This window comes from Micromonospora sp. B9E7, from assembly GCF_039871815.1.
GTDB lineage: Bacteria > Actinomycetota > Actinomycetes > Mycobacteriales > Micromonosporaceae > Micromonospora.
The window spans coordinates 357170-380230 of the sequence record NZ_JBDPLX010000002.1 but is presented as its reverse complement, the minus strand read 5'-3'; the positions used below and the strand labels follow the sequence as shown (position 1 = coordinate 380230).

At 71.7% G+C, this 23061-nt stretch carries 18 protein-coding genes; 7 read left to right on the top strand and 11 right to left on the bottom strand.

Features of this window, described 5'->3' with window-relative positions:
* Window positions 1-390: 390 nt before the first annotated feature.
* The 3 genes from ABGB10_RS04435 to ABGB10_RS04425 form a co-directional block, all read right to left on the bottom strand.
* A complete protein-coding gene (locus ABGB10_RS04435) occupies window positions 391-975 on the bottom strand; it encodes a hypothetical protein (RefSeq protein WP_347659553.1) in 585 nt (194 codons plus the stop codon).
* Between the two features lie 89 nt (window positions 976-1064).
* On the bottom strand, window positions 1065-2036 hold the full coding sequence (locus ABGB10_RS04430) for a helix-turn-helix domain-containing protein (RefSeq protein WP_347659552.1): 972 nt from the start codon (window positions 2034-2036) through the stop codon (window positions 1065-1067).
* A gap of 14 nt (window positions 2037-2050) precedes the next feature.
* Window positions 2051-5128 (bottom strand): BTAD domain-containing putative transcriptional regulator, encoded by a 3078-nt coding sequence (locus tag ABGB10_RS04425; protein ID WP_347659551.1) that lies wholly within the window; start codon window positions 5126-5128, stop codon window positions 2051-2053.
* 213 nt (window positions 5129-5341) lie between these two features.
* On the opposite strand from ABGB10_RS04425, the gene ABGB10_RS04420 reads away from it, so the two are divergent.
* Complete coding sequence (locus ABGB10_RS04420; RefSeq protein ID WP_347659550.1) at window positions 5342-6136, top strand: hypothetical protein; 795 nt, start codon at window positions 5342-5344, stop codon at window positions 6134-6136.
* Between the two features lie 89 nt (window positions 6137-6225).
* Complete coding sequence (locus ABGB10_RS04415; RefSeq protein WP_347659703.1) at window positions 6226-8508, top strand: BTAD domain-containing putative transcriptional regulator; 2283 nt, start codon at window positions 6226-6228, stop codon at window positions 8506-8508.
* Between the two features lie 558 nt (window positions 8509-9066).
* Here the strand turns inward: ABGB10_RS04415 and ABGB10_RS04410 are convergent.
* Complete coding sequence (locus ABGB10_RS04410) at window positions 9067-10254, bottom strand: FAD-dependent oxidoreductase (RefSeq protein ID WP_347659549.1); 1188 nt, start codon at window positions 10252-10254, stop codon at window positions 9067-9069.
* An 83-nt stretch (window positions 10255-10337) separates the two neighbouring features.
* Window positions 10338-11282, bottom strand: a complete 945-nt coding sequence (locus ABGB10_RS04405; RefSeq protein ID WP_347659548.1) for an RNA polymerase sigma-70 factor — start codon at window positions 11280-11282, stop codon at window positions 10338-10340.
* A 139-nt stretch (window positions 11283-11421) separates the two neighbouring features.
* Between ABGB10_RS04405 and ABGB10_RS04400 the strand changes: the two genes are divergently transcribed.
* Window positions 11422-14979 carry a S8 family serine peptidase gene (locus tag ABGB10_RS04400; protein WP_347659547.1) on the top strand — a complete coding sequence of 1186 codons (3558 nt, stop codon included), beginning with the start codon at window positions 11422-11424 and terminating at the stop codon, window positions 14977-14979.
* A 313-nt stretch (window positions 14980-15292) separates the two neighbouring features.
* On the opposite strand, the gene ABGB10_RS04395 is transcribed toward ABGB10_RS04400, so the two are convergent.
* From ABGB10_RS04395 to ABGB10_RS04380, 4 genes are all read right to left on the bottom strand, one after another.
* Window positions 15293-16501, bottom strand: a complete 1209-nt coding sequence (locus tag ABGB10_RS04395) for an MFS transporter (RefSeq protein ID WP_347659546.1) — start codon at window positions 16499-16501, stop codon at window positions 15293-15295.
* Window positions 16502-16576: 75 nt separating this feature from the next.
* Window positions 16577-17056, bottom strand: coding sequence for a hypothetical protein (locus ABGB10_RS04390; RefSeq protein WP_347659545.1), 480 nt, complete (start codon window positions 17054-17056; stop codon window positions 16577-16579).
* Window positions 17057-17065: 9 nt separating this feature from the next.
* A complete protein-coding gene (locus ABGB10_RS04385; RefSeq protein ID WP_347659544.1) occupies window positions 17066-17527 on the bottom strand; it encodes a GNAT family N-acetyltransferase in 462 nt (153 codons plus the stop codon).
* Window positions 17528-17537: 10 nt separating this feature from the next.
* Window positions 17538-18128, bottom strand: a complete 591-nt coding sequence (locus tag ABGB10_RS04380; protein ID WP_347659543.1) for a helix-turn-helix domain-containing protein — start codon at window positions 18126-18128, stop codon at window positions 17538-17540.
* A 140-nt stretch (window positions 18129-18268) separates the two neighbouring features.
* Here ABGB10_RS04380 and ABGB10_RS04375 point away from each other — a divergent pair, with 140 nt between their 5' ends.
* The 3 genes from ABGB10_RS04375 to ABGB10_RS04365 all read left to right on the top strand — a co-directional run bounded on the left by ABGB10_RS04375 (window position 18269) and on the right by ABGB10_RS04365 (window position 21142).
* The gene (locus ABGB10_RS04375; RefSeq protein ID WP_347659542.1) at window positions 18269-19288 is read left to right on the top strand and encodes an aldo/keto reductase; all 1020 of its coding nucleotides are present in this window, start codon (window positions 18269-18271) and stop codon (window positions 19286-19288) included.
* Window positions 19289-19835: 547 nt separating this feature from the next.
* Window positions 19836-20105, top strand: a complete 270-nt coding sequence (locus tag ABGB10_RS04370) for a hypothetical protein (protein ID WP_347659541.1) — start codon at window positions 19836-19838, stop codon at window positions 20103-20105.
* On the top strand, window positions 20105-21142 hold the full coding sequence (locus ABGB10_RS04365; RefSeq protein ID WP_347659540.1) for a hypothetical protein: 1038 nt from the start codon (window positions 20105-20107) through the stop codon (window positions 21140-21142). The genes ABGB10_RS04370 and ABGB10_RS04365 overlap by 1 nt, the downstream gene beginning before the upstream one ends.
* Before the next feature lie 48 nt (window positions 21143-21190).
* On the opposite strand, the gene ABGB10_RS04360 is transcribed toward ABGB10_RS04365, so the two are convergent.
* Window positions 21191-21712: an SRPBCC family protein gene (locus ABGB10_RS04360; protein WP_347659539.1), complete on the bottom strand. Its 522-nt coding sequence runs from the start codon at window positions 21710-21712 to the stop codon at window positions 21191-21193.
* The gene (locus ABGB10_RS04355) at window positions 21713-22024 is read right to left on the bottom strand and encodes a metalloregulator ArsR/SmtB family transcription factor (RefSeq protein ID WP_112699184.1); all 312 of its coding nucleotides are present in this window, start codon (window positions 22022-22024) and stop codon (window positions 21713-21715) included.
* A 98-nt stretch (window positions 22025-22122) separates the two neighbouring features.
* On the opposite strand from ABGB10_RS04355, the gene ABGB10_RS04350 reads away from it, so the two are divergent.
* Window positions 22123-23052 carry an LLM class F420-dependent oxidoreductase gene (locus ABGB10_RS04350; protein WP_347659538.1) on the top strand — a complete coding sequence of 310 codons (930 nt, stop codon included), beginning with the start codon at window positions 22123-22125 and terminating at the stop codon, window positions 23050-23052.
* Window positions 23053-23061: the final 9 nt, after the last annotated feature.

Sequence of the window (23061 nt, the reverse complement as noted above, 5' to 3'; positions counted from 1 at the left end):
GCTGGTGGCCTGCGCAAACTCCCCAAAGTCATGCTACCGGCACGTCGGGCGAGGGGGCTTGTTCTGTCCGTCGGGGTCCGCAGTCCGCTGATCTAATCACTTTCGGTGACAGTGTGAGCACGCAAGATGGGTGTTCGGGTGGGCCTTGGGTCGGGTCGGATTCAGAACTGAGAGCTACAGGTTCACCCAGTTGTCCAGGGCCGCGTTTCGCCCGAGTTCCCGGATCCCGAGTGGATCGGGCAGCACGCGGTAGGTCACGTGCAGGACCGTACTCGCCGCTCGCGACGATCCCGTCGCTGACGAAGTGGAACGTGGTGTCGCCCTCCATTGGCTGCGGCTCCCGGTCGTGGTGGGTGAGCACGAAGACCGGCACGTGCGGGGTCCAACGCCTCATCCTGCGGAGGCGACGACCAGCGCGATGCCGACGCCGAGGTCGACGACCGCGCAGAACTGCGCCCACGAGCGACTCACCACCAGGTCGGCGCGATAGTGGTACGCGTCCCAGAGGCCGTGTGCCAGGAAGCCGAGGCCGGCCACGGCGGTGCCCACCTGCGGTTGTGTCGTCGCGGTCAGCAGGGTGATCGCGCCGAAGGCCAGCATGCCAGCCGTCTGCACCGAGAGGGTCCGAGTGCGGGTGGATCGGTGCCGGGCTGCCGCCCACACCCACAACGGCACCAGCACCAGCGTCATGCCCACCGCGGGGTCGACCGGCACTGGGCCCAGGCGGGCCAGCAGGTGCAGGCCGGTCACCACGGCGCTCAGGATGGCGAAGGCCAGCCACACGGTCCGCGGCCTGCCGATCGCGTACGCCATGAGGTAGATACCCGCCATCGTGGCCACCGCCGGGCCGAACAACTCGGCGTGCTCGTTCACCAGTGTGATCACGGTGACCGCACCCGCGACGACGACGAGTGCCACCGCGACGGGCCATCGAACGACCGGTCGCGGCCAGCGCGTTGGGAACTGCCGGATCATGCCTCGATCCTGCCGGCGTCGCCGTGCGTGACAGCGCCCGGAGACCGACTCTGTCCGAATAGCGGGGACGCGTGGCCGACGCCCTGGGATCAAGCCGTGCGCGCTGCCACCTGCATCGTCCGGAAGCGGGAGGGCGGTACGCCGTACCGATCGACGAATGCCTGCCGCAGCGACTCGGCTGAGCCGAACCCGCATCGTCTTGCCACGGCAAGGAGTGTCAGGTCGGTGGAGGTCAGCAGGTGCGCAGCCGCTTCGGTGCGTGCCCGGCGCACGTAGCGCCCGGGGGTCTGCCCGAGATGTTCGGCGAACAGGCGCGACAGGTGGCGCTCACTGACCCCGGTCAGCCGCGCCAGCGCCGCCGTGCCCAGGTCGTCGGCGAGGTGGCTGACGATGTGGTCGCTGATTCCGCGGACCATGTCGTCGTCGCTGACCCGGCGAGCCAGGAAGATGCTCATCTGGGCCTGCCCGCCGGGCCGTTGCAGGTACGCCACCGTGCCCATCGCCACTCCTCGGGCCAGTGCCGGCCCGTGGTCCTCCTCGATGAAGGCGAGGGTCAGGTCCAGTGCGCTCGTCACGCCACCGGAGGTCGCGATGTTGCCGTCCCGGACGTAGATCGGCTCAGCGTCGACCCGCACGTCCGGAAACCGGGCCGCCAGTTGGTCGGCGTACATCCAGTGGGTTGTGGCCCTCCGGCCGCCGAGCAGACCGGCCTCGGCCAGCACCGTCGACCCGGTGCAGACCGACGCGACCCGCTCCGCCATGCCGGCCAGCCGTCGGACGTGGCCGACCAGGTGTGGGCTCGCCGCTGCCCGTTCGTGGCCGCGGCCACCGCTCACCAGCAATGTGTGCACCGGCCCGGTGAACCGTTCCAGGGCCACCTCACCTGCCAGTCGCAATCCGGAGTCACAGCTGATCTCGCGCTGCCCGGGAGTGGCCAGGACGATCTGGTACGGCGGCGTGGCGCCGATCCGGTTGGCGATGTCGAGACTGGACGTGACGCAGGCGATGTCGAGCAGTTCTGCCCCGTCGTATCCGACGACGAGGAAAACTCGTTCCCGCATTTGGACAGCCTAAGCTACCCCTGGGGGGTATCGCCAGCGCAGACGGCGCCGCACAGCTCGCCTCGCGTCCGGGCCGGTACGCCGATCGAGGACATCGCCTCCACGTAGCGCCGGTACGCCTGGGCGGCCTCGCCGTGCCGGCCCGCAGCCGTCAACGTCCGGACGAACTCGCCGTGCACACCCTCGTCGTAGGGCTCCAGTTCGAGAGCGCGGCCAAGGTGGCGGACGGTCTCGTCGACGCCGCGGGCCAGCGAGGCGAGCTTGCGTACGACGCGCAGGTAGACCCGACGTGCCTCCTCGCGGGTCGGACGGGACCAGTCGTCGTACGGCTCGTCCTCCAGGAAGTCGCCCCGATAACGCTGCTCGGCGAGGAGGAGCGTGGCGCGCGCGTCATCGGTCTCGCCGTGCTCTGCCAGCCGGAAGCCGTGTGCGGCTTCGGTGAGGAACTCCTCGACATCCAGCTCGACGTGATCGACGTCGAGCGCCAGACTGGGGTGCGCGGCGATGATGAAGTGGTCCGTCGTCGTACGGCGCTCCGGATCGAGGACGCCGCGGAGGGTGGACAGCGCCACGGACAGCCGGTGGCCGACCCGCTCCGGGTCCTGGGCGGGCCAGAGCATCTCGCCGAGCTGCTCCCGGGGCACCGCGCGACCGCGTCGGGCGGCGAGGATCCGGAGCAGGTCTCGTGCCTTGCGGGACTGCCAGGCGGTGGCCAGCACCTGCGAGCCGTCCACGAACACCTCGAAGCGTCCGAGGGTGCGGACGGTGACCTGTGCGACGCGGCACGTGCTCTGCCGGCTGAGCGTCGGCGGCGGTACGCCGGCACCGGTCAGCCGCTCGGCGGCGAGTTGGGCGTTGACCCGCTCCTGGGGATCCGCCCCGGGGAGCCGGCTGAGCAGCACCGCGAGTCGGTCCGCGGCCACGGCGGACCTGATGTCGCGCAGGGTCGCCGCTGCCTCCCGCCAGGCCTGGCGGGTGTCGTCGGCGTCGGTGGCGGCAGCCCCGCGAAGCTCCAGCGCCTCGGCGAGCGCCGCGCGGTCACGGTGCAGTCGGGCGGCGGTGGACGCCATCAGCGCCACCTCGGCGGCCCGCTCGTGGTCGCCCATCTCCAGCGCCACCCAGCCGAGCGCGAGTCGGGCGGTCGCCGAGTCCGGGCCGCGTTCCAGTTTTACGGCGCGTTGTGCCAGGGCGAACGCCGTGGCACCGTCCTCGGCGGCCAACACCCGGGCCAGTCCGGCGAGCGCCGGCACCTGAATCTGATGGTCGTCGACGGGTTCGCTGGCGCGCAGCGCCTCCTCGTACGCCGCGCGAGCCAGGTTGGTCCGGCCCCGCAGCGCGTGCACGTCGCCTATCCCCACCAGGGGGTACGCCACCTTGCGGGAGCCCATGCGCTGGAGGAGCGGCACGGCACGTTCGTAACACTCGGTGGCCTCGGCGAGCTGACCGAGGTGGAAGTAGGCCGCGCCCTCGTTGCAGAGCGCCAGCGCGAGCATCGCGGCGTGCCCGTTGGTCTGGGCCAACTCCACCGCGGGTCGCACCTCGGCCAGCGCTTCGAGGTACTGGCCCTCGCCGACCAGGGCGGACGCGCGGTTGGCGCGGATGCGGGTCACCTGGATGGTGTCGCGCGCCGCCTCGGCGGCCCGCAGCGCCTTCTCGTGATGCTCGTCGGCTGCCGGCCGATCACCGCGCAGCTTGGCGTCGAGGGCGAGCGCGGTGTGCGCGGCGGCGAGTGCCGCGTCGCCGCCGACGGCTGTCGCCGCCGCGAGGGCACGTTCGGCGTTGTGCCGGCACGCCTCGGCGTCCCCGGTCGTCCACTGCGCCGAGGCGGTCCAGGCGAGCAACCGGGCGTTGTCGGTGGACGGCTGGGGGTCGAGCACACCGCGCTGGAAGACCTCGAGCGCGGCCTGCGGTTCGCCGCGCAGGTAGTGCACGAGGCCGTACTGCCAGGCGAGCCCGGCCGGGAGGGCCGTCCGCCGGTCGTCCAAGGCGGCGTACACGGCGAGTGCGGCGTCGAAGTCGCCACCCATCTGTAGCGCTTCCCCGTAGAGCAGCCGCAGCCCGCAGGACCGGGCGTGCTCGGGTAGGGCCTGGTAGGCGTCGACGACGGCCTCGGCGCAGCCCGACGCGATCAGCTCCGCGCCGTGGTCGGCGAGGACCAGCGCCGCGGCCTCGGCGACACCGGATTTCTGGTACGACCGAAGGGCCGGGACGAGGTGCCCGTGCGCGGCGTACCAGGCTGCGGCTCGCGCGTGCAGGTGTTCCGTCGCCGCCGGACCCAAGGGCAGATGGCGGCGGGCGACGCTGGCGACGACCGGCACCATCCGGTACGCGTGCCCGCCCGCGCTCGCCGGGACGAGAATGCCGGTGCGGGCCAGTTGGTCGAGCCGATGAACCCCGTGCCGGTGCCCGAGGAAGCCGATCAGATCGGGGTGGATCGGGTCGAGGTGCGCCGCGTCCCGCAGCAGTCGGTGGACCTCGGGCGGCAGCTCCGCGAACACCTCCCGTACCAGATAGGACTCCAGGGGTGTCCCCGGCTCAGCCGGGTCGTCCCAGTCCGTGCCGGCGGCAGCGGCCACTCGGGCGGCCAAGGTGACCAGCGCCGGCCAGCCACCGGTCGCGGCGTGGATCCGGGTCGCGAGCGCCGGGTCGGTCAGGCCGTGGTCGGCGGCGAGTACGGATGCCACCTGGTCGGGCGACAGCCGGAGATCCGTCGGACCGTGCTCGGCGAGCAACCCCGACTGCCGCTGGGGCAGTGGTGGCGGGTGCCGGGTCACCAGGACGACCCTGAGCTGTGGGGGAAGCTGTTCCAGGGTGTCCAGCAGGGTCTGTAGCCGTCGGCGGGAGAGCCGTGGAACGTCGTCGAGGATGAGCCAGCTCGGTTCGTCGGCGGGCAGGTCGATCACGGATCGGGTACCGAGGGCGGTGATCCACTCCGGCCCGGTGGTCGCCAGAGCGGCCACGTCCGGGCCGTCGCACCACCGCACCGGGCGGTCGCCCAGCCAGCCTCGCACGGCGAAGGTCTTGCCGTACCCGGCTGCGGCCACCACGACGGTGCACCGCCGGCTCCACTCGCGATCCGTCTGGGCGTTCATCCGAGACCTTCCGGTCGAGGCTGGTCCATGTCTCATTGGGCGCTGTGCGGACGGCCACGCATACGGGAGCGTCGCCGTTACGACACCGAAACACGGCGTATTTGACGCCACCTTGACGACGCTCTGAACCTCGCCTCGAAGGATGACCCCGGGAACGCCGAGGCGCGAACCGTCCGGGTCCGCGTCTCGTAATCGATCGGGTGAGGAGTTGTGATGGCAAGAGTGCTGTCGGGACGCGCACTGCTCGCGGTGCTGGTCGTCCTGCCGACGCTGACCGCGTGGAACGCCACGCCGGTCAGCGCCGCCGGCGGGGCGGGCCCAGGGGTGTACGACGAGGAGCCCGTGGACCGCGACGTCGAGCTGGCGCGGCTGGGCTACCGCAACGGTGTGCGGGTGGTGTTCTCCCGCGACGAGCTGTCCGGCGACTGGGGCCTTCGTCAGGACGGCGAGATGGGCCGCAACGCACCCCTGACGTACGACGACAAGCAGAGCATGTTGCAGACCTACCTGACCATCACGCCCAGGTCCGTGCCGGTGCCCCGCGTGCTGCTGTCGGAACCGCCGGCCGGCACGCCAACCCCACCGGAGCTGGCCTACCGGACCATCGTGGCGTCCCCGGTCGTCGCCGACGATCTTGTGGCGCCGACGTCGAGCGGGATGTCCACAGCGGCGACGATGACCTGCTGGGACCTGTACTGGAACTCGTACAACTGGGCCGAGTTCCCCGGATACCCGAATCCGTCGTCGGTGTGGCACCCGGCGAGGACGTACTACTCGTCCGACTTCGGCGGGATGAAGATGTACTCCTACAGCTACCTCGCCAACTGTGGCGGGTACGCCCGACACCGGATCTACTACAAGTCGTTCGGTGACTACTACAAGCACCACGACTACGAGGTGGCGTCCTTCCACTGGCAGGCGGTCAAGAAGGGCTCGGTGCACCGCTACCGCAAGGTGCACTACGACGGCACGGCGGGGGACACCCGCAACGGCAAGTACACCGGCTGATCGACCAGCTCAGCCGTTGATCGTGTCCATTGCGCGACGAACAGATCGAGCGTGCCGGGCTGCGGAACTAGCCTGACCCGGTGACCTCGATGGCTGGCACGGGCGTACGGGTGCGGCTGCTCGGGCCGGTGGAGGTGGTCGTCGCCGACGGTCCGCAGGCGGTGAACGGCCTGCGTCGCAGGGCGGTGCTGGCGACGTTGGCGCTGCACGCGGGCCGGGTGGTGAGCGTCGACCGGCTGATCGACGTGGTCTGGGGTGACGACCTGCCGGCCACCGCGGCGAACACGTTGCAGCGCCACGTCTCCTACCTGCGCGGAGTGCTCGGCGAGCCTGGATCGATCGTGGTACGCCAGCCCGGTTACGTACTCGACACCGGGCCGGAGTCCACCGACGTCCAGGCCGCCGAGCGCCTCCTCGACCTGGCCCGACGGTCGACGGACCGCACCGAGCAGGTGGCACAGCTGACGGCTGCGGTGGCGCTCTGGCGTGGACCGCCGCTGGCCGACGTGGCCGGGTCACCCTGGCTCGAGGAGCAGGCCGAACACCTGGCACGCCTGCGGTTGGAGGCCGAGCGAGCGCTCGCCGAGGCCCGGCTCTCCGTCGGCGAACACGCTCGGCTCGTCCCCGGACTGGAACGGCTCGTCCGGGAGCATCCGTTCGACGAGCACCTGCACGCGCAGCTGATGCTCGCCCTGTACCGCGACGGCCGCCAGGGCGAAGCGGTCGCCACGTACCGGCGGCTGCGCGACACGCTCCGGGAGAACCTCGGCATCGACCCGAGTCTGCGGCTGCGGGATCTGGAGTGCGCCATTCTGCGCCAGGACACCGCGATCGCCGCACCCGCTCCGACAGCGGCGGCAGCCCAGGTGCCGGTGGCGGCGCAGCTGCCTCCTTCCGTGCCGACGTTCACCGGACGCGACGCGGAACTGGTCGCCCTCGACGCGCTCGTCGACCGGGGCGGCACCGTCGTGATCTCCGGAACCGCGGGCGTGGGCAAGACCGCGCTTGCCGTGCACTGGGCGCACCGCGCGGCCGAGCGCTTCCCCGACGGGCAGCTCTACGTGAACCTGCGCGGTTTCGACCCGGGGGCCACACCGACCGAGCCGGCTCGGGCGCTGCACGGCTTCCTGGAGGCGCTCGGCGTCGCGGCGGCCCGGATGCCGAGCGACCCGGACGCGATGGTGAGCCTGTACCGCACGACCGTCGCGGGCAGGCGCCTGCTTGTCGTGCTGGACAACGCGCGCGACGCGGAACAGGTCCGGCCGCTGCTGCCCGGCTCACCCGACTGCCTCGCGATCGTCACCAGCCGCGACCAGCTCGTCCCGCTGGTCGTCACCGAAAGCGCCCAACCGGTGCCCCTCGACCTGCTGAGCCCGGACGACGCCCGCGACCTGCTGGTCCGTCGACTCGGGGAGAGTCAGGTCACCGCCGAACCCGCTGCGGCGGACGACATCGCCGAGCGGTGCGCCCGGCTGCCCATCGCCCTGGCCATCGTCGCGGCCAGAGCCGCCACCAACCGGCACTTCTCGTTGGCCGCCGTCGCCGGCGAGCTGCGTGACCTGGACGCCGTCGCCGGCGAGCTGCGTGACCTGGACGCCGTCGCCGGCGAGCTGAGCGACCTGGACGCCTTCGACGGGGGAGACGAGGCCACCGACGTCCGGGCCGTGTTCTCCTGGTCGTGCCGGACGCTCAGCCCACCTGCGGCCCGGCTGTTCCGGCTGCTGAGCCTGCATCCCGGCCCGGACGTCTCTGCCCCGGCCGTGGCCAGCCTGGCCGGCGTCGCGCCACAGGCGAGTGGTCCGGTGCTCACCGAGCTGACCCGGGCGAACCTCTTCACCGAGCACACGTACGGGCGATACGCGTTCCACGATCTGCTGCGCGCGTACGCCGCCGGTCTCGCCGACGAGGCTGAGCCAGCGGCCGAACGTGATGCCGCCGTCCACCGGTTGCTCGACCACTGCCTGCACACCGCCCACGCCGCCGACCTCGTGCTGCACCCGCACTTCAGCGAGATCAGCCTCGCGCCGCCGCGGGCGGGCGTGACGCCGGAACGTCCCAGAAGCAAGGTGGCCGCCACGGCGTGGTTCACCGCCGAACTCCCCGTCCTGCTCGCCGCGGTACCGCTCGCGGCGCGGCGCGGGTTCGAGGGACACGCCTGGCGGCTCGCCTGGACCATGGCCGGCTTCCTGCACCGGCAGGGGTACTGGCAGGACTGGCTCGGCACGCAGCGGATCGCTCTCGCCGCCGCGTCCCACATCGGGGATCAGGCCGGGCAGGGCCACGCCCACCGCAGCCTCGGGCTCGCCTGCTCCCGGCTCCGCCGCCACACACCGCCCACCTCACGGTCGACGTGGCGGCTGGCACGTACCTGATCCGCACTGCTTCTGTGCAGCCCGACAAGAGGACGGCGCTGGTGCTGGTGCAACTGGTCGAGCAGACGCAGCCGGTCCGAGTGCGCGAACAGGTCCGAACAGGCCCGTGAGCAGCCTGGACAGGTGCGCGGCTGATCGGAACAGGCATCGACCGTAGCGAACTCCGAGCTGGCGTCAATACGCTGACGTCCAATCACCCAGGACGCCGGCGAACAAGATGGGTGATGAATTCGCCGACACGTGAGGGCCCCACGGATCGGTCAGCACTGTCGCCTCTTCAAACGGCGGCACCCACCTGTGAGAGGGAGACTTCATGCGAATCCGTCGTGTCATCTACGCAACGGCCCTCGGAGCCATCCTGGCGGTCACCTGGATGGCCGCGCCGGCTCAAGCCGGTTGGGGCCACGGCTGGTAGTCGACTTCGGGCGAATGCGGGCGGGCCGATCCCCAGCGGGACTCCGGCCCGCCCGACTGCTGCGCACCTGGACAACCAGGTGAAGGAGCACGTTCCGCATGCGCCGCCGCCACTGCGACAGCCTGGGGCTCGCGCACGTCCGGTCAGGACGCGCCCGTGCGGATCTCCGTTCGGTCGAGGACGACGCGGTGGCGGCGGACCGGGTACAGGACCGGGTGCGCGATGCTCCAGGCCCCGCCCGTGCAGACGAACTCCTTGTAGCGGGCCGCAAGCTTCCCGGTGAGGAGGGACGGCTTGGCCCGGTCGTCGGCGGTCACGTACTGGATGATGCCGTCGCGGCGGCCGAGGCTGATGCACTGGTTGAAGTAGCGCAGCGGGGCCTTGGGGAACTTCGCCCGACCGGTCAGGCGGGCGGCGATGGCGTCGGCGGCCTGCCAGGCCATTGGGATGCCGGAGGCGCAGGACATCCGCAGTGGCTTGCCGCCCGGTCCTGCGGCGATCGCGGCGTCGCCCACCGCGTACACCTCGGGGTGTGAGACCGACCGCATGCTGGGGTCGACGATGATCTGGCCGGTGTCCGCGACCGCCAGGGTCGTGGCGGCCGCGATGGGGTGGACGGCGAAGCCGGTCGTCCACACCGTCACCTGGGCCGGGATCTCCCGACCGTCGCGGGTGACCGCACCGGTCGCGTCGACCCGCGCGATGTCGGTGTGCTCGTGCACGGTGATGCCGAGCCGGTCGCAGACGCCGCGCAGGTGCCGCTGCGCCTTGTCGTTGAGCCAGTCGCCGAGACCGCCCCGGGCCGCGAGCGCGACGTCGAGGTCCGGCCGGGTCTCCGCGATCTCGGTGACCGCTTCGAGGCCGGTGAGGCCGCCGCCGACGACGAGCACGGTCCCGCCGGCCGGGAGGTGGGCGAGGCGGTCGCGCAACCGCAGCGCCGAGGGCCTGCCGGCGATGTCGTACGCGTGCTCGGCGACCCCGGGGACGCCGTGGTCGGCGGTAACGCTGCCGAGGGCGTAGACGAGCGTGTCGTACGCGATCTCGTCGGTGCCGTTCTCGTCGGCGAGCGCGACGGTCCTGCGATCGGCGTCGACGGCGGTGACCCGCGCCAGCCGAGGCTTGACGCCGGTGCCGGCGTACACCTTGCTCAGGGGGTGTGGTTTGAGGTCCTGCCCGGCGGCGAGTTGGTGCATGCGGACCCGCTCGACGAAGTCCGCGTCGGCGTTGACGACGGTGATCTCGGTGTCGTCGGGGTGCAACCGCTTGGCGAGGCGCCCGGCGGCGATGGCGCCTGCGTAGCCGGCTCCGAGGACGACGATGCGGTGCTTCATGGTGGGCACTCCTGTCTCGGTGGTGGTCGCTTCCTGAACCGGGCAGCGACGCGATTCCTGACAGGAGGTGGCTATGAGCTGGATCACCAGACGTGGAGGGTGGGCTCCTCGTGCTCGGAGGCGGCCCACTGCTGGCTGGCGCGGACGAGCTTGTCGGGGTTGACCTGGTTGTGGATGGCCGCGACACCGTCGGGCGTCACCTCCAGGGACATCACGCCGATGAGCCGGTCGTCGATCACGACCACCACCGCCGGAGCGCCGTTGGCGGTGGTGATGTGCACGGCGGGGCTGCCTCCGACCAGGTCCCGTTTGACGTCGGCGGGCTTGAACAGGCCCCGCAGGAACTTCGCCACCGCCAGCGCGCCGACGATCGGTGTGGTCCGGGCCGGGATCTTGCCTCCGCCGTCGCCGAGGCTCGTCGCGTTCTCGGTCAACAACTCCACCAGCCGCTGGATCTCGCCGTTGTTGGCCGCCGTGAGGAACTCCGCGACGATCTTCCGGGCGGTGGTCAGGTCGACCTCCGCGCGGGCCCGTTCGGCGGTGACGTGCTGCTTGGCACGCCGGTAGGTCTGCTGGCAGTTCGACTCGGTGATGCCGAGGATCTCGGCGATCTCACCGTGCGAGTAGCCGAAGGCCTCCCGCAGCACGTACACCGCGCGCTCGTTGGGCGACAACCGCTCCAGCAGGGTGAGCACCGCCATCGAGACCGATTCGCGCTGCTCGGCGGTGTCGAGCGGGCCGAGCATCCGGTCACCGGCGAGGACCGGTTCGGGCAGCCACGTGCCCACGTACGTCTCCCGCCTGGCCCGCGCCGAGGTCAGCTGGTTGAGACACACGTTGGTGAGGACCTTCGTCAGCCACGCCGCGGGCGTCTCCACGTGCTCCCGGTCGGTGCCCTGCCAGCGGAGGAAGGTGTCCTGGACGGCGTCCTCCGCGTCGCTGGCCGAGCCCAGCAGGCGATAGGCGATCGCCTCCAGGCGGGCCCTGGACTGCTCGAACACCTCGACCTCGTCCGGACTGAGCGGCATGACTAGACAGTATCCACGCGCGTCGCGCCGGACTGTCGCCGAGTGGACGTGGCGCAACGTGGCCAGGACGGGCTGATTGTGCCGTTACTCGATCTCTAGAACCTTTGTGCCACCCGTTCCCTACCGCACAGGAGTCGCGTTGCTCGTCCATTCGATACTGGCCGTGCTGACGGCCGCCACGATGGGCGCCCCGGTGCCCAGCACACCGGCCCCGGCTGCTGCGGCCGCCCCTGCCGCCGGGTCGCCCACGCGCACGGTCACGCTCATCACCGGCGACCGGGTCACCGTGACCGGCACGGCGGTGACCCGCGTGGAGGCCGCCGGCGGGGTACGCATCAGCACCTTCGACGGCGAGACGTACGCGTATCCGGACGCCGCGCTGCCGTTCGTCGCGTCTGGTCTGCTCGACGACGACCTGTTCAACGTGACCCGGCTGATCGCCGACGGGTACGACGACGCGCGCACCGACCGGCTTCCGCTGATCGTCGAGTACGCGGCCGGTGCCCGGGCGCTGCCGAAGAGCGCCGCCGAGGTCCGTCCGCTGCCGAGCATCGGCGGTGCGGCGATCACCGTGGCCCGCTCGCGGGAGTTCTGGTCGACGCTCGCCGCCCCGGGCACGTCGATGCGCGGCGGTGTCTCGCGGATCTGGCTGGACGGCAAGGTACGCGCCGCGCTGGCGGAGAGCACCGCGCAGATCGGTGCCCCGCAGGTGTGGGCCGGCGGCGACACCGGCGTGGGCGTGGACGTCGCAGTGCTCGACACCGGCGTCGACCGGGAACACCCGGATCTGGCCGGCCGGATCGAGGAGGCGGCAAGCTTCGTCCCCGGCGAGGACGTGACCGACCGGCACGGGCACGGCACCCATGTGGCGTCCACCCTCGCCGGTACCGGCGCGGCGTCGGGCGGTGCCGAACGGGGTGTGGCGCCGGGTGCCGACCTGCACATTGGCAAGGTGCTCAACGACCAGGGCGAGGGCCAGGATTCCTGGATCATCAGCGGCATGGAGTGGGCGGCCCGCACCGCCCGGGCCCGGGTGGTCAACATGAGCCTCGGCGGCCGTCCGACCGACGGAACCGACCCGCTCAGCGCCGCGGTCGACCGGCTCAGCGCCGAGACCGGGACGCTTTTCGTGATCGCCGCCGGCAACAGCGGGCCGGACGCCCAGGTCGTCGGCGCGCCCGGCGCGGCCGCGTCGGCGCTGACCGTGGGCGCGGTCGACGCGCAGGACCGGCTCGCGGTCTTCTCCAGCCGTGGTCCGCGCCACGGCGACAACGCGCCGAAGCCCGACCTGACCGGGCCGGGCGTCGACATCCTGGCGGCCAGGTCCCAGTACGCGGCCGAGGGCGAGGGCGCGTACCAGACGATGAGCGGCACCTCGATGGCCTCACCGCACGTCGCCGGGGCGGCCGCCCTGCTCGCCGCGGTGCACCCCGACTGGACCGGCGCTCGCCTCAAGGACGCGCTGATGAGCACCAGCAAGGGAACCCCACGGCATTCGCTGGAATGGGCCGGAAGCGGTCGCGTCGACGTGGACGCCGCCGTGCGCGCGACGGTGTTCGCGACCGGTACCACCTTCGCCGGACTGCGGTGGCCGTACTCGCCGGGGCAGCAGGTCGAGCAGACGATCACGTACACGAACACGGGCGAACGGGCGGTGACGCTCGACCTCGCGGTGGCCGGACCGGCCTTCACGCTGCCGCGACGGCAGATCACCGTGCCCGCGCGAGGAACCGCCACGGCACCGGTGATCTCGCCGCTCGACCCGATGCCGGACGGCACGTACGCGATCGGGTCGGTGACCGCCACCGGGCCGGACGGCATCTCCCTGCGCACCGTCGTGGGTCTCAACCGGGAGGCCAAGCACGCGAACCTCACCGTGACCGGCAAGGGCCCGGACGACAGGCCGCTCAGCGGCGTCCTGATCGTTAAGGACGTGCTGAACGACACCGCCCCGAAGGCGTACGAGGTGGACGCCGGCGGAACGCTGAAGGTTCGGTTGCCCGCGAGCACGTGGGCGATGTGGATGTACGCCGACGTGCCGGGCGCCGACGGACCGCACTCGTTGGGCCGCGCCGTGCTGGCCGCGCCCGAGGTGGTCCTCGACCGCGACCGCGACGTGCTCCTGGACGGTCGGAAGCTCACCCAGGCTCGCGCGGTGACCCCGACGCGGAGCAGCCTGGCGCAGTTGCGCGTCGACCTGTTCCGTTCCCACCCCGGCAGGTACCCGTTCGGCGACGACTACGTCGTGGGCCCGCAGTACGACAGCATCTGGGCGACACCGACCGGACGGAAGGTCACCCAGGGCGACTTCACCTTCGGCACCCGCTGGAGTTCCACGCAGCCGCCGTTGTCGCTCACCGTGGCCGGTGAACGCTTCGACGACCTGTTGCCGCAGTCCGGCTCGGCGAAACTTCCCGAGGGCGTCTACCGGCGGGGCGCGGTGCTCGTCCCGGCGGGTGGATCGTTCGCGGCGGCTCGCGGCAAGGTGGCGGTCGTCCGGTACGTCGACGTTCCGACGGCGATCGCGCAGGCGGACGCCGCCCACCGGGCGGGCGCGACGATGCTCCTGATCGTCAACACCGGTTCGGGCCGGTTGGACGCCTGGTGGGAGGTGGGCGACCCGAGCACTCCGCTGCCGGTCGCCGCCATCGCCCGCGACCCGGGGGAGCGCCTGCTGTCGCGGTTGGGTCGGTCGCCGGTCACCCTGGAGTCGCACCCGGAGCCGCGCTACGTCTACGACCTCAACCGGTGGCACACCGGCGCGATCCCCGCCGACCTCACCTGGCGACCGAAGGAACGCGATCTGGCCCGGGTGGAGCAGGACTTCCGCAGTCGCAGCGCGGGCACGGGTTACCTGACCCGCGGCGACGCCCACCCCCACCGGCCCGGCTCGGCTCTCCTCGGCCCGGTCCTGCCCATCCCGGCGCAGGGCCGGCGCACCGACTGGGTGTCCAGCGGCGCGTGGCGTGAGCAGGCCGGTGTGCCGGAGATGACCATCATGTCGGAGTCACAGGCATACCCGATCGGCCGTACCACGACCACCTCCTGGTTCGCGCCGGTCGGTCGGCCACGGCTCTTCGACGACGGCCCGTTCCCGGCCCCGGCGCGGATCGGTGAACTCGTCGGCGTCTTCGGCCTCCCCGCCTTCGGCGACGGCGACCCGCACCACCAGGGCATGCTGACCCAGGGGGTCGCCCAGACGACCGCGCTCTACGAGGGCGACACCGAACTGGGGAAGGCCGACGGGGACTCCCTGGTCGCCGAGGTCGGTACGGCGGCAAAGTCGCTGCGCCTGGTCACGCACACCTCCCACGACGGCAGCGTGACGCCGTACAGCACCCGCACGGACACCGAGTGGTCCTTCCGCTCGCCGGCACCGAACCTGGAGCACGTGGAACAGACCCCGCTCGACCTGGTGCAACTCGACTACCAGGTGACGACCAGCCTGTCCGGGGTGGCGTCGCGGCATGCCCGCCTCGCGGTCACCGCGACCCGGATCGACGGCAGGCCACTCGGCGCGGCAACCAGGGTCGAAGTGTCCTACGACGACGGTCGTACGTGGCGCGAACTCGGCCGCGCCGGCACCCTCGACGCCCCGAAGTCGGCCCGGTTCGTCAGCGTCCGGGCGACCGCCTCCGATGCGGCGAAGCACGGCACCGTCACCCAGACGGTGATCCGCGCGTTCGGCGTGCGCTGAGATGATCCCGGCCCGGCCCACGCCCACGCCCACGGGCCGGGCCGGGCCGGGATCAACCAATCCCACCGCTCGCGCCATGATCAAGTGATGACAAGTAGCTTTGAGCGCCGTTCCTGACCTACTTCTCATCACTTGATCAAGGGCGGTTGGTCGTACCCTAGCTGGGTGACGTCCGATTCGTTGCGCCGACGCCACCGGCCGTGAGCGGTGGTCGGTATTCCTCGACCTGGACGACATCCTCGACTAGATCGCCGACGACGCGGACCGCCGACTCGCCTTTCAGTCAACCCACCCGGTCCGCGGGTGACCCCGGTCAGCGGCTGCCGGCCGTTCGGCGCGGCGTGGGCGTGGTAGGCGTTTCGTCGTACGGCGTCGACGAACGACGGAACGTGGCCGCCACCGCGGCGGTCAGGCAGATCGCCGCGGCGGCGATGAGCGGTGGGCGGGCGCCGAGGTGCACGGCTGCGGAGCCCAGGGGGATCGCGGCGACGAGAGGCCCGAACATCGCGGTGTTCGCCGTCGCGGAGACCCGGCCCAGCAGCGCCGGCGGCGTGTGCATCTGTACGGCGGTCACCGCCGCGACCAGGGTCCAGGGCAGGCCGACGCCGGCCACCACCGCTCCGACGACCGTGGCCGGCCACCATGGCAGGCAGCGGGCCAGACAACCGACCGCGAACAGCACCGTCCCGGCGACACCGACGGCGACGGGACCCCTGGCCGCGATGAGCCGGCCGACGATCAGGCCACCGAGGATGGAACCGCCGCCCTGCGCACTGGCCAACACCCCCAGGAATGTCGTCGGTAGCCGCAGTTCCGTGACGACCATCGCGTAGATCGCCGCGGTCGTGAGGCCGGACATGGCGATCGAGACGGCGGCGAGCATGACCGGCAGTCGCGTCGCCCGCTGTCCGAACAGGACCACCAGTCCGGTACGCAGACCGTCACTGTGCCGCGCGGGCTGGTCGGGGGGTGTCCGGTGCAGGCGGAGTGCCGCGTACAGGATGGCGACCAGGACCGGCGTGGCCGCGCTGAGGACGACGGCCGCGTGGCCGCCGCGCCACGCATAGAGGCCGGCCCCGGCCAGGGGAGCGACGAGCTTCATGCCCTCCTGCGCGCTGGAACGCCACCCGTTGACGTCGCCGAGTTCCGTCGGTGACAGCGCGGAGGGCAGCAGCGCCGTCTCGCCCGCGTCGATCAGCACGTAGCTGATGCCGTAGGCGCACGAGACGGTGAATATGAGCCAGGTCTGCCCCGGCCCGCGCACCGCGAGGAGTGCCAACAGGGCGGCGGCCAACATGAGGTTGACGGCGATGACCAGAGGCCGCCGGGGCGCCCGGTCGAGCAGGCCGCCCAGCCACGGGCCGGCGAGGACCGGGGCGTACACGCAGAGCCCGGCGAGGGCCGCGAGGCTGGTGGAGTCGGTGAGGTCGAGGATCCAGATGCCGGCGACCAGGGACATGGCGCTGCTGCCGAAGCCGGACAGCAGGGAGATCCACACGAACAGGCCCGCGTTGCGACGCATGAGCACTCCGAGTTGAGTCGAGGTGACTCACATCCTCAAGCTTGAGTTGAGAGCAGGCAATGCTGGTGGGCTACGTCAACGTTCCGTTGACAGAATGGCGTCGATCTTCGTCGCGGCGGTCCGAGCGGGCGCGGGCAGTCGCTCAGCCGCTTCGGCGAGATCGGTGGCGAGGTGCAGCGCCAGCGCGTACAGCGAGCCCGGGGCGGCATCCAGGGCGGCGTCCACCGTGCTCCGCACGAGTGCCGCTCGACGGAATCGGCTGTCCCACCGCTGATCGGCGCCGATCCACCGGCCAAGGTCGGCCACCGCTGCCCGCAGCGCCGCGATCTGCGGAGGCAGCCGGAGGTCGAGCTGCTGCCGCCGCGACCAGCGAGCCGCCACCAGCCGCTGTCGACGCTGCTCGGCAGCCTGCCGGCTGCCGAGGCCGAGTGCCGTCGCGACCTGGGCCCACGTCGCACCCTCGTGGCGCGCCCGATCGATGAGGCCCAACTCCTGCTCGTCCAGGCGAGCGCGGGTAGCGCGGACCTCCGCCAGCCGAGCCAGCTCCGACATCATCTGTCAACGCTACATTGACACCGTCGGCTCGTTGACGGGCGCGCGTCGCATGAACACGTCCACCGGGTCCTCGGTTTCGAGGGTGAAACCGTGTCGCTCGTACAGTCGTCGGGCCGGGCTGCCCTGGAGCACGTTCAGCCGGACCGAGGTGCCGTCGCGGTCGCAACGGCCCAGCAACTCGCGCAGCACGGCCGTGCCGATGCCACTGCCCTGTAGGTGCGGGGCCAGGTAGAAATGCTCCAGCCAGTGGGCGTCCACGTCGGGCCGCAGCGCCACGCAGCCGGCGAACGCGCCGTCCACCTCGACAACCCAGGTGTACGCCGGTGCGAAGCCGTCCCGCAGGCGCTGCCGGACCCGCTGCTCGTCGTACCGCCCGAGCCGCTCCAGATCAGCTCGCAGCACCACCGCCCGTAACTCGGCCACGGCCTCGACGTCCGCCGTCGACGCCGGCCTGATCTCCCAGTCCGCCATGATCACCAAGCTATCCGGCGGTGTGCCGTTGCCCCAGCCCCGCGACGAGGAGGCCGACCAGGCGGCGCGCGTCGTAGCGGGGTTCGCCGGCGCCGATGCAGAGATTTCCGACCCCGCGCAGCAACTCGAAGGCGGTCACGTCGGGCCGGATCTCGCCCGCCGCGACGGCGGCGTCGAGCAGTTGGGCGCACACGGGGACGAGGCGGTCCAGGAAGTAGGCGTGCAGGTTCTCGAAGGCCGCGTTGTCGGACTGTAGTGCCTCGGCGAGGCCGTGCTTGGTGACCAGGAAGTCCACGAAGAGGTCGATCCATCGCGCGAGGGCGGCGTGCGGCGTGCTGCTCTCGGCCAGCAGCGCCGGGCCAGCCTCCGCGCATGCCTCGACCTGGTGCCGGTAGACGGCGACGATGAGGTCGGCGCGGGTCGGGAAGTGGCGGTAGATCGTGCCCACACCGACGCCGGCCCTGGCGGCGATGTCCCGTACGGGCGCGTCCACCCCCGAGGCGACGAAGGCCGAGGCGGCGGCGTCCAGCAGCGTCGCCTCGTTGCGCCGGGCGTCGGCCCGCTTCCGTGGGGCTGGCCGCCCGCTGTCGATCTCGGCCACCGTGTTGCTACCTCCGTCACACCGTTTGGCAAACGGAACATTGTTCCGTATGTTGGTTAGCGGAACATGGTTCCACTTGGCCAGGATGCCAGAACGGCTGGTCCGCGGCCAAGCCACGATCCCGTGTCACGGAGGAAAACATGCAGTACCGCACCTTGGGTCGCACCGGCGTCCAGGTCAGCACGCTCGCGCTGGGCGCGATGAACTTCGGCAAACTGGGGCACACCACCCAGGACGAGGCGACGGCGATCGTCGACGCCGCCCTCGATGCCGGAATCAACCTGATCGACACCGCCGACATGTACAGCCAGGGCGAGTCGGAGCAGCTGGTCGGCAAGGCCATCGCCGGCCGCCGCGACGACATCGTGCTGGCCACGAAGGCCGGCATGCCGATGGGCGACGAGCGCAATCAGCGGGGCAGCTCGCGCCGCTGGTTGGTCACCGAGTTGGACAACAGCCTGCGCCGTCTCGGCGTCGACCACGTCGACCTCTACCAGGTCCACCGGTGGGACCCGAGCACCAGCGACGAGGAGACCCTGTCGGCGCTGACCGACCTGCAACGGGCCGGAAAGATCCGCTACTTCGGCGCCTCGACCTTCCCCGCGTACCGGCTCGTGCAGGCCGAGTGGGCCGCGCGGGAGCACCACCTGAGTCGGTACGTCACGGAGCAGCCCAGCTACTCGATTCTGCAACGCGGAATCGAGGCCCACGTCCTGCCCGTGACCGAGCAGTACGGGCTCGGCGTCCTCGCCTGGAGCCCGCTCGCCTCGGGCTGGCTGTCCGGCGCGATCCGGGCCGGCCGGGAGATCACCACCAGTCGCTCGGCGATCCTGCCCGCCCGTTTCGACCTCGGCGTCCCGGCCAACCAGGCCCGGCTCGCCGCCGTCGAGCAGCTGGCCACGGTTGCCGACCAGGCGGGGCTCACCCTGATCCAGCTCGCGCTCGGGTTCGTCACCGCGCACCCGGCAGTGACCAGCGCGATCATCGGCCCCCGCACGATCGAACACCTGCACTCGCAGCTCGCCGCCGCCGACACCGCGCTCTCCGCCGACGTGCTCGACGCGATCGACGCGATCGTGGCACCCGGCGTCGACCTCGCCGCGCACGAGAAGTTCGACACCCCGCCCGCCCTGCTCGACCCGGCCCGCCGACGTCGCTGAACCTTCGTTGCGGGAGTTGCTGGCACCCGGCTGCCGGTCGAGCCGGGCGGGTCGATCCGGCTCACCGCACGGGCCTGGGCCGTACGCGGCACGGCGCCCGAGTAGCCGTCACGACGAGCCGCACCGGGCGTTGTCGCAAACCGGACAAGACGGTAAAGCCCCTGGTAGAGCACCCTTGGGGCAGGTGGAGGTAGACGGGTGGCGGGCCACATCCCGATCCTCCGGCCCGGCGCGGACAACATCGTCCGCACCGGTGCCGCCCTCACCCAGCCCGGCCTCGATGCCGCGGCGGTCACGGCACAGCTGCCGTACCGGTCACGCGTACGAGAGGCCGCGGCTGTCACCGACACCACTGCGGGCGCCCGCAGTGGTGCCTCCGCCCACCGGGACAAGGACGTCAGCACCGCCGGCAGTCAGGCGACGCCGCCCACCGGCCGTGCCATCCGTCCCCGTGCCCCGCCGGCCTTTCGCACTGTGGACCCCGTCGGGGTCCGGCGTCGCTCGACCGCGCGCCGAGGCCCGGCGACCGAGCCAGAGAGGGCCCGACATGGCCGCTCCCACCGTTACCGCAGCCCTGAACGCATCCGTCTTCGCACCGGGTGACCAGATGCTGCTGACCGTCACCTACAAAGACGCCGACACCAAACCGCTGACCGTCACCATCGTGGTCACCGACGCGCAGGGCAACAGCAGCGCGCCGGTCAAGGTCACGGCGGTCATCGACCCGCTCACCGTGACCGTCACCGACAACTCCGGGCGTACCTGGACCCGGGTGTCCGACAACGGCTCGGTGGCCGTGTACCGGGCGGTGGCGTGATGCCCCGGGTCACCGTCCAGGTCCGCGACGCGGGCGGCAACACCGCGACGGCCACGGCCGACTACAGCCTGGGTCAACCTGTGCTCGGCGGCTACTACCTCTCCGGCGGCGCCGATCCGACCGCCGACATGGCCGGCGGCAACTTCCGGTCGCTCACCCAGTACCGCAGCTTCGCCGACGGCTACGTCTTCCCCGGCTACAACCGGCCCTGGCTGGTCAACCTGGGTAAGGCCGGGGTGCAGATGAACATGGTCCTGGAGTTGAAGCACTACGGCGCCCCGAACCAGGGGCCGCAGAGCTTCGCGGTGGACGGCGTCAGCTACACCGTCCCGGCGCCGTCGATGACCATCCAGCAGCGACCCGGCACGACCTGGCCGAAGGCGTACGGGTACGGCCAGGTGATCAACGGGCAGTGCGACGGGTTGTTCGCCCGCGCCCTGTCGCAGTACCGGACGCTCGGCTTTGGGGTGAACATCCAGCTCGCCTCGGAGTTGGACACCGACCACGAGTTCGGCACCACCGAGGACGGCAAGGCGTACACCTGGGCCGAGTCGGATGCCCGGGCGGTGCAGGCGATCAACTACATCATCACCTGGTTCAAGGCGCGGACGCTGCCTGCCGGGACGACCTTCTCGGTGGGGCTGGGCGGCTTCGACCGGGCCTGCTTCCAGCGCACCCACCCGGAGTCGCTGATGGCCCGCCTCGACTTCCTCCAGTGGAACGCGTACGGCACCAACGCCAGCCACACCGCGCTGGCCCGGTTCCGCCGGACCAAGGACTGGGCGGTGGCCGACCTCGGACCGGTGGCGCTGTCCCGGCCCGTGATCATCGCGGAGTGGGGGGTGCGGGTGGCCGAGATCCCCAACCAGGCGGCCTGGATCGCCACCGTGCCGGCGGCGATCGCCCAGCTCAACGCCGAGCGTGGGCCACGGATCGTGCGGACCAACTACTTCAACTCCGGGTGGGGCACCCTGACACCGAAGGCGACCGGGTTGGCCGCGCTGCGCGAGGCGTACGCCAAGCGGCCGTACGTCTGACCGGGTTCCGGCGGCTCCGGGGTGCCGGGGCCGCCGGGGCGATACCGGTCAGTCCGCACCGAGCCGTTCGGCGTAGGCGTCGCGCAGTTCGGGCCAGCCGAAGTCCTTGGCCTCCGCACCACGGATCGGGCCGACCGGGTCGCCGTCGAGCAGCCGGTCGGCCACGTCGAGGCAGATGTGCCAGCCGGCCGCGACCATCGGGAGTATGCCCCCGTCGGCGAGAGTGTGCCGCAGGGTGAGCCGGGTGCCGCTGCCCAGCGGGCTCAGCTCCCAGCGCAGCAGGTCGTCGCCCCAGGTGTACTCCAGCAGGTGCGGCGGCTCGGCCCGACGTACCGTCGCCGGGTCCTCCTGGGTGGTCTCGCCGTCGACGAGGGTGAGCACGGCGGTGCCGGTACTGCCGAGATCGCGGTCGGCGAGGAACGGCGCCCACTGCGCGAGCTGGGTCGGGTCGGCCAAGGCCGCCCAGACGGTGGCTGGCGGATGCCGCAGGTCGCGGACGAAGACCAGGGTCGCGCCGGCCTCGGCGCGTACGTCGGCGGGTGGGCTCGGGCGGAACGCGTCGCGGTCCATTCACTGCTCCTGACTGTCGAGGTGCCGTTCCAGGGCGTCCAGGTGTCGGGCCCAGAGCCGTCGGTACGGGTCCAGCCAACCGTCGACGTCCCGCAGTGGGCCGGGGTCGAGGCGGTAGATCCGCTGTCGGGCGGCCGTCCGGCAGGTGACGAAGCCGGCGTCGCGAAGCACCCGCAGGTGTTTGGAGACGGCCGGCTGGCTGACCCCGAGCCCGTCGACCAGCTCGCCGACGCTGCGTTCGGCGTCGCGGAGCTGATCGAGGATCCGGCGCCGGGTGGGCTCGGCGAGGACGGTGAAGGCGTCGGTGGACACCAACCTAATATGCCTCCTCGGTCATATGACTGTCAAAGCATACGACGACGATCGCCGTCCCGACGCGGCACCGCCGATCGGCTCCCTATGCTCGGATCATGGAACTTCGGATCTTCACCGAGCCCCAGCAGGGCGCCAGCTACGACCAGTTGCTCGCCGTCGCCCGCTGCGCCGAGGACGCTGGCTACGGCGCGTTCTTCCGGTCCGACCACTACCTCAGGATGGGCGAGGGGACCAGCGAGCCCGGCCCCACCGACGCGTGGACCACGCTGGCCGGGCTGGCCCGGGACACCAGCCGGATCCGGCTCGGCACGCTGATGACCGCCGCGACCTTCCGGCTGCCCGGCCCGCTGGCGATCACCGTGGCGCAGGTCGACCAGATGAGCGGCGGTCGGGTGGAGTTGGGCATCGGCACCGGCTGGTTCGCCGAGGAGCACACCGCGTACGGCATCCCGTTCCCGCCGTTGGCCGAACGGTTCGACCGGTTGGAGGAGCAGCTCGCCGTCATCACCGGGCTCTGGTCCACGCCGCCGGGGGAGCGGTTCGACCACGACGGCCGGTACTACCCGGTCCGTGACTCGCCCGCCCTGCCCAAGCCCGTGCAGCAGCCGCGTCCACCGATCCTGCTCGGCGGGACGGGCCCGAAGCGCACCCCTCGGCTGGCCGCCCGCTACGCGGACGAGTTCAACCTGCCGTTCGCCTCGGTGCCGGACACGGCGGCGCAGTTCGACCGGGTCCGCGCGGCCTGCGTCGAGATCGGCCGGGACCCGGCCGAGATGGTCTGGTCCAACGCCCTGGTGCTCTGCTGCGGGCGCGACCACGCCGAGGTGGCCCGCCGGGCCGCCGCCATCGGCCGTGAACCGGACGAGCTGCGGGCCAACGGTCTCGCCGGAACCCCCGCCGAGGTCCTGGACACCATCGGCCGGTACGCGGAGATCGGCAGCGAGCGGCTCTACCTCCAGGTGCTGGACCTCGGCGACCTGGAACACCTGGAGCTGGTCGCCAGCGAGGTGATGGCGAAGCTCTGAGTCGACCCC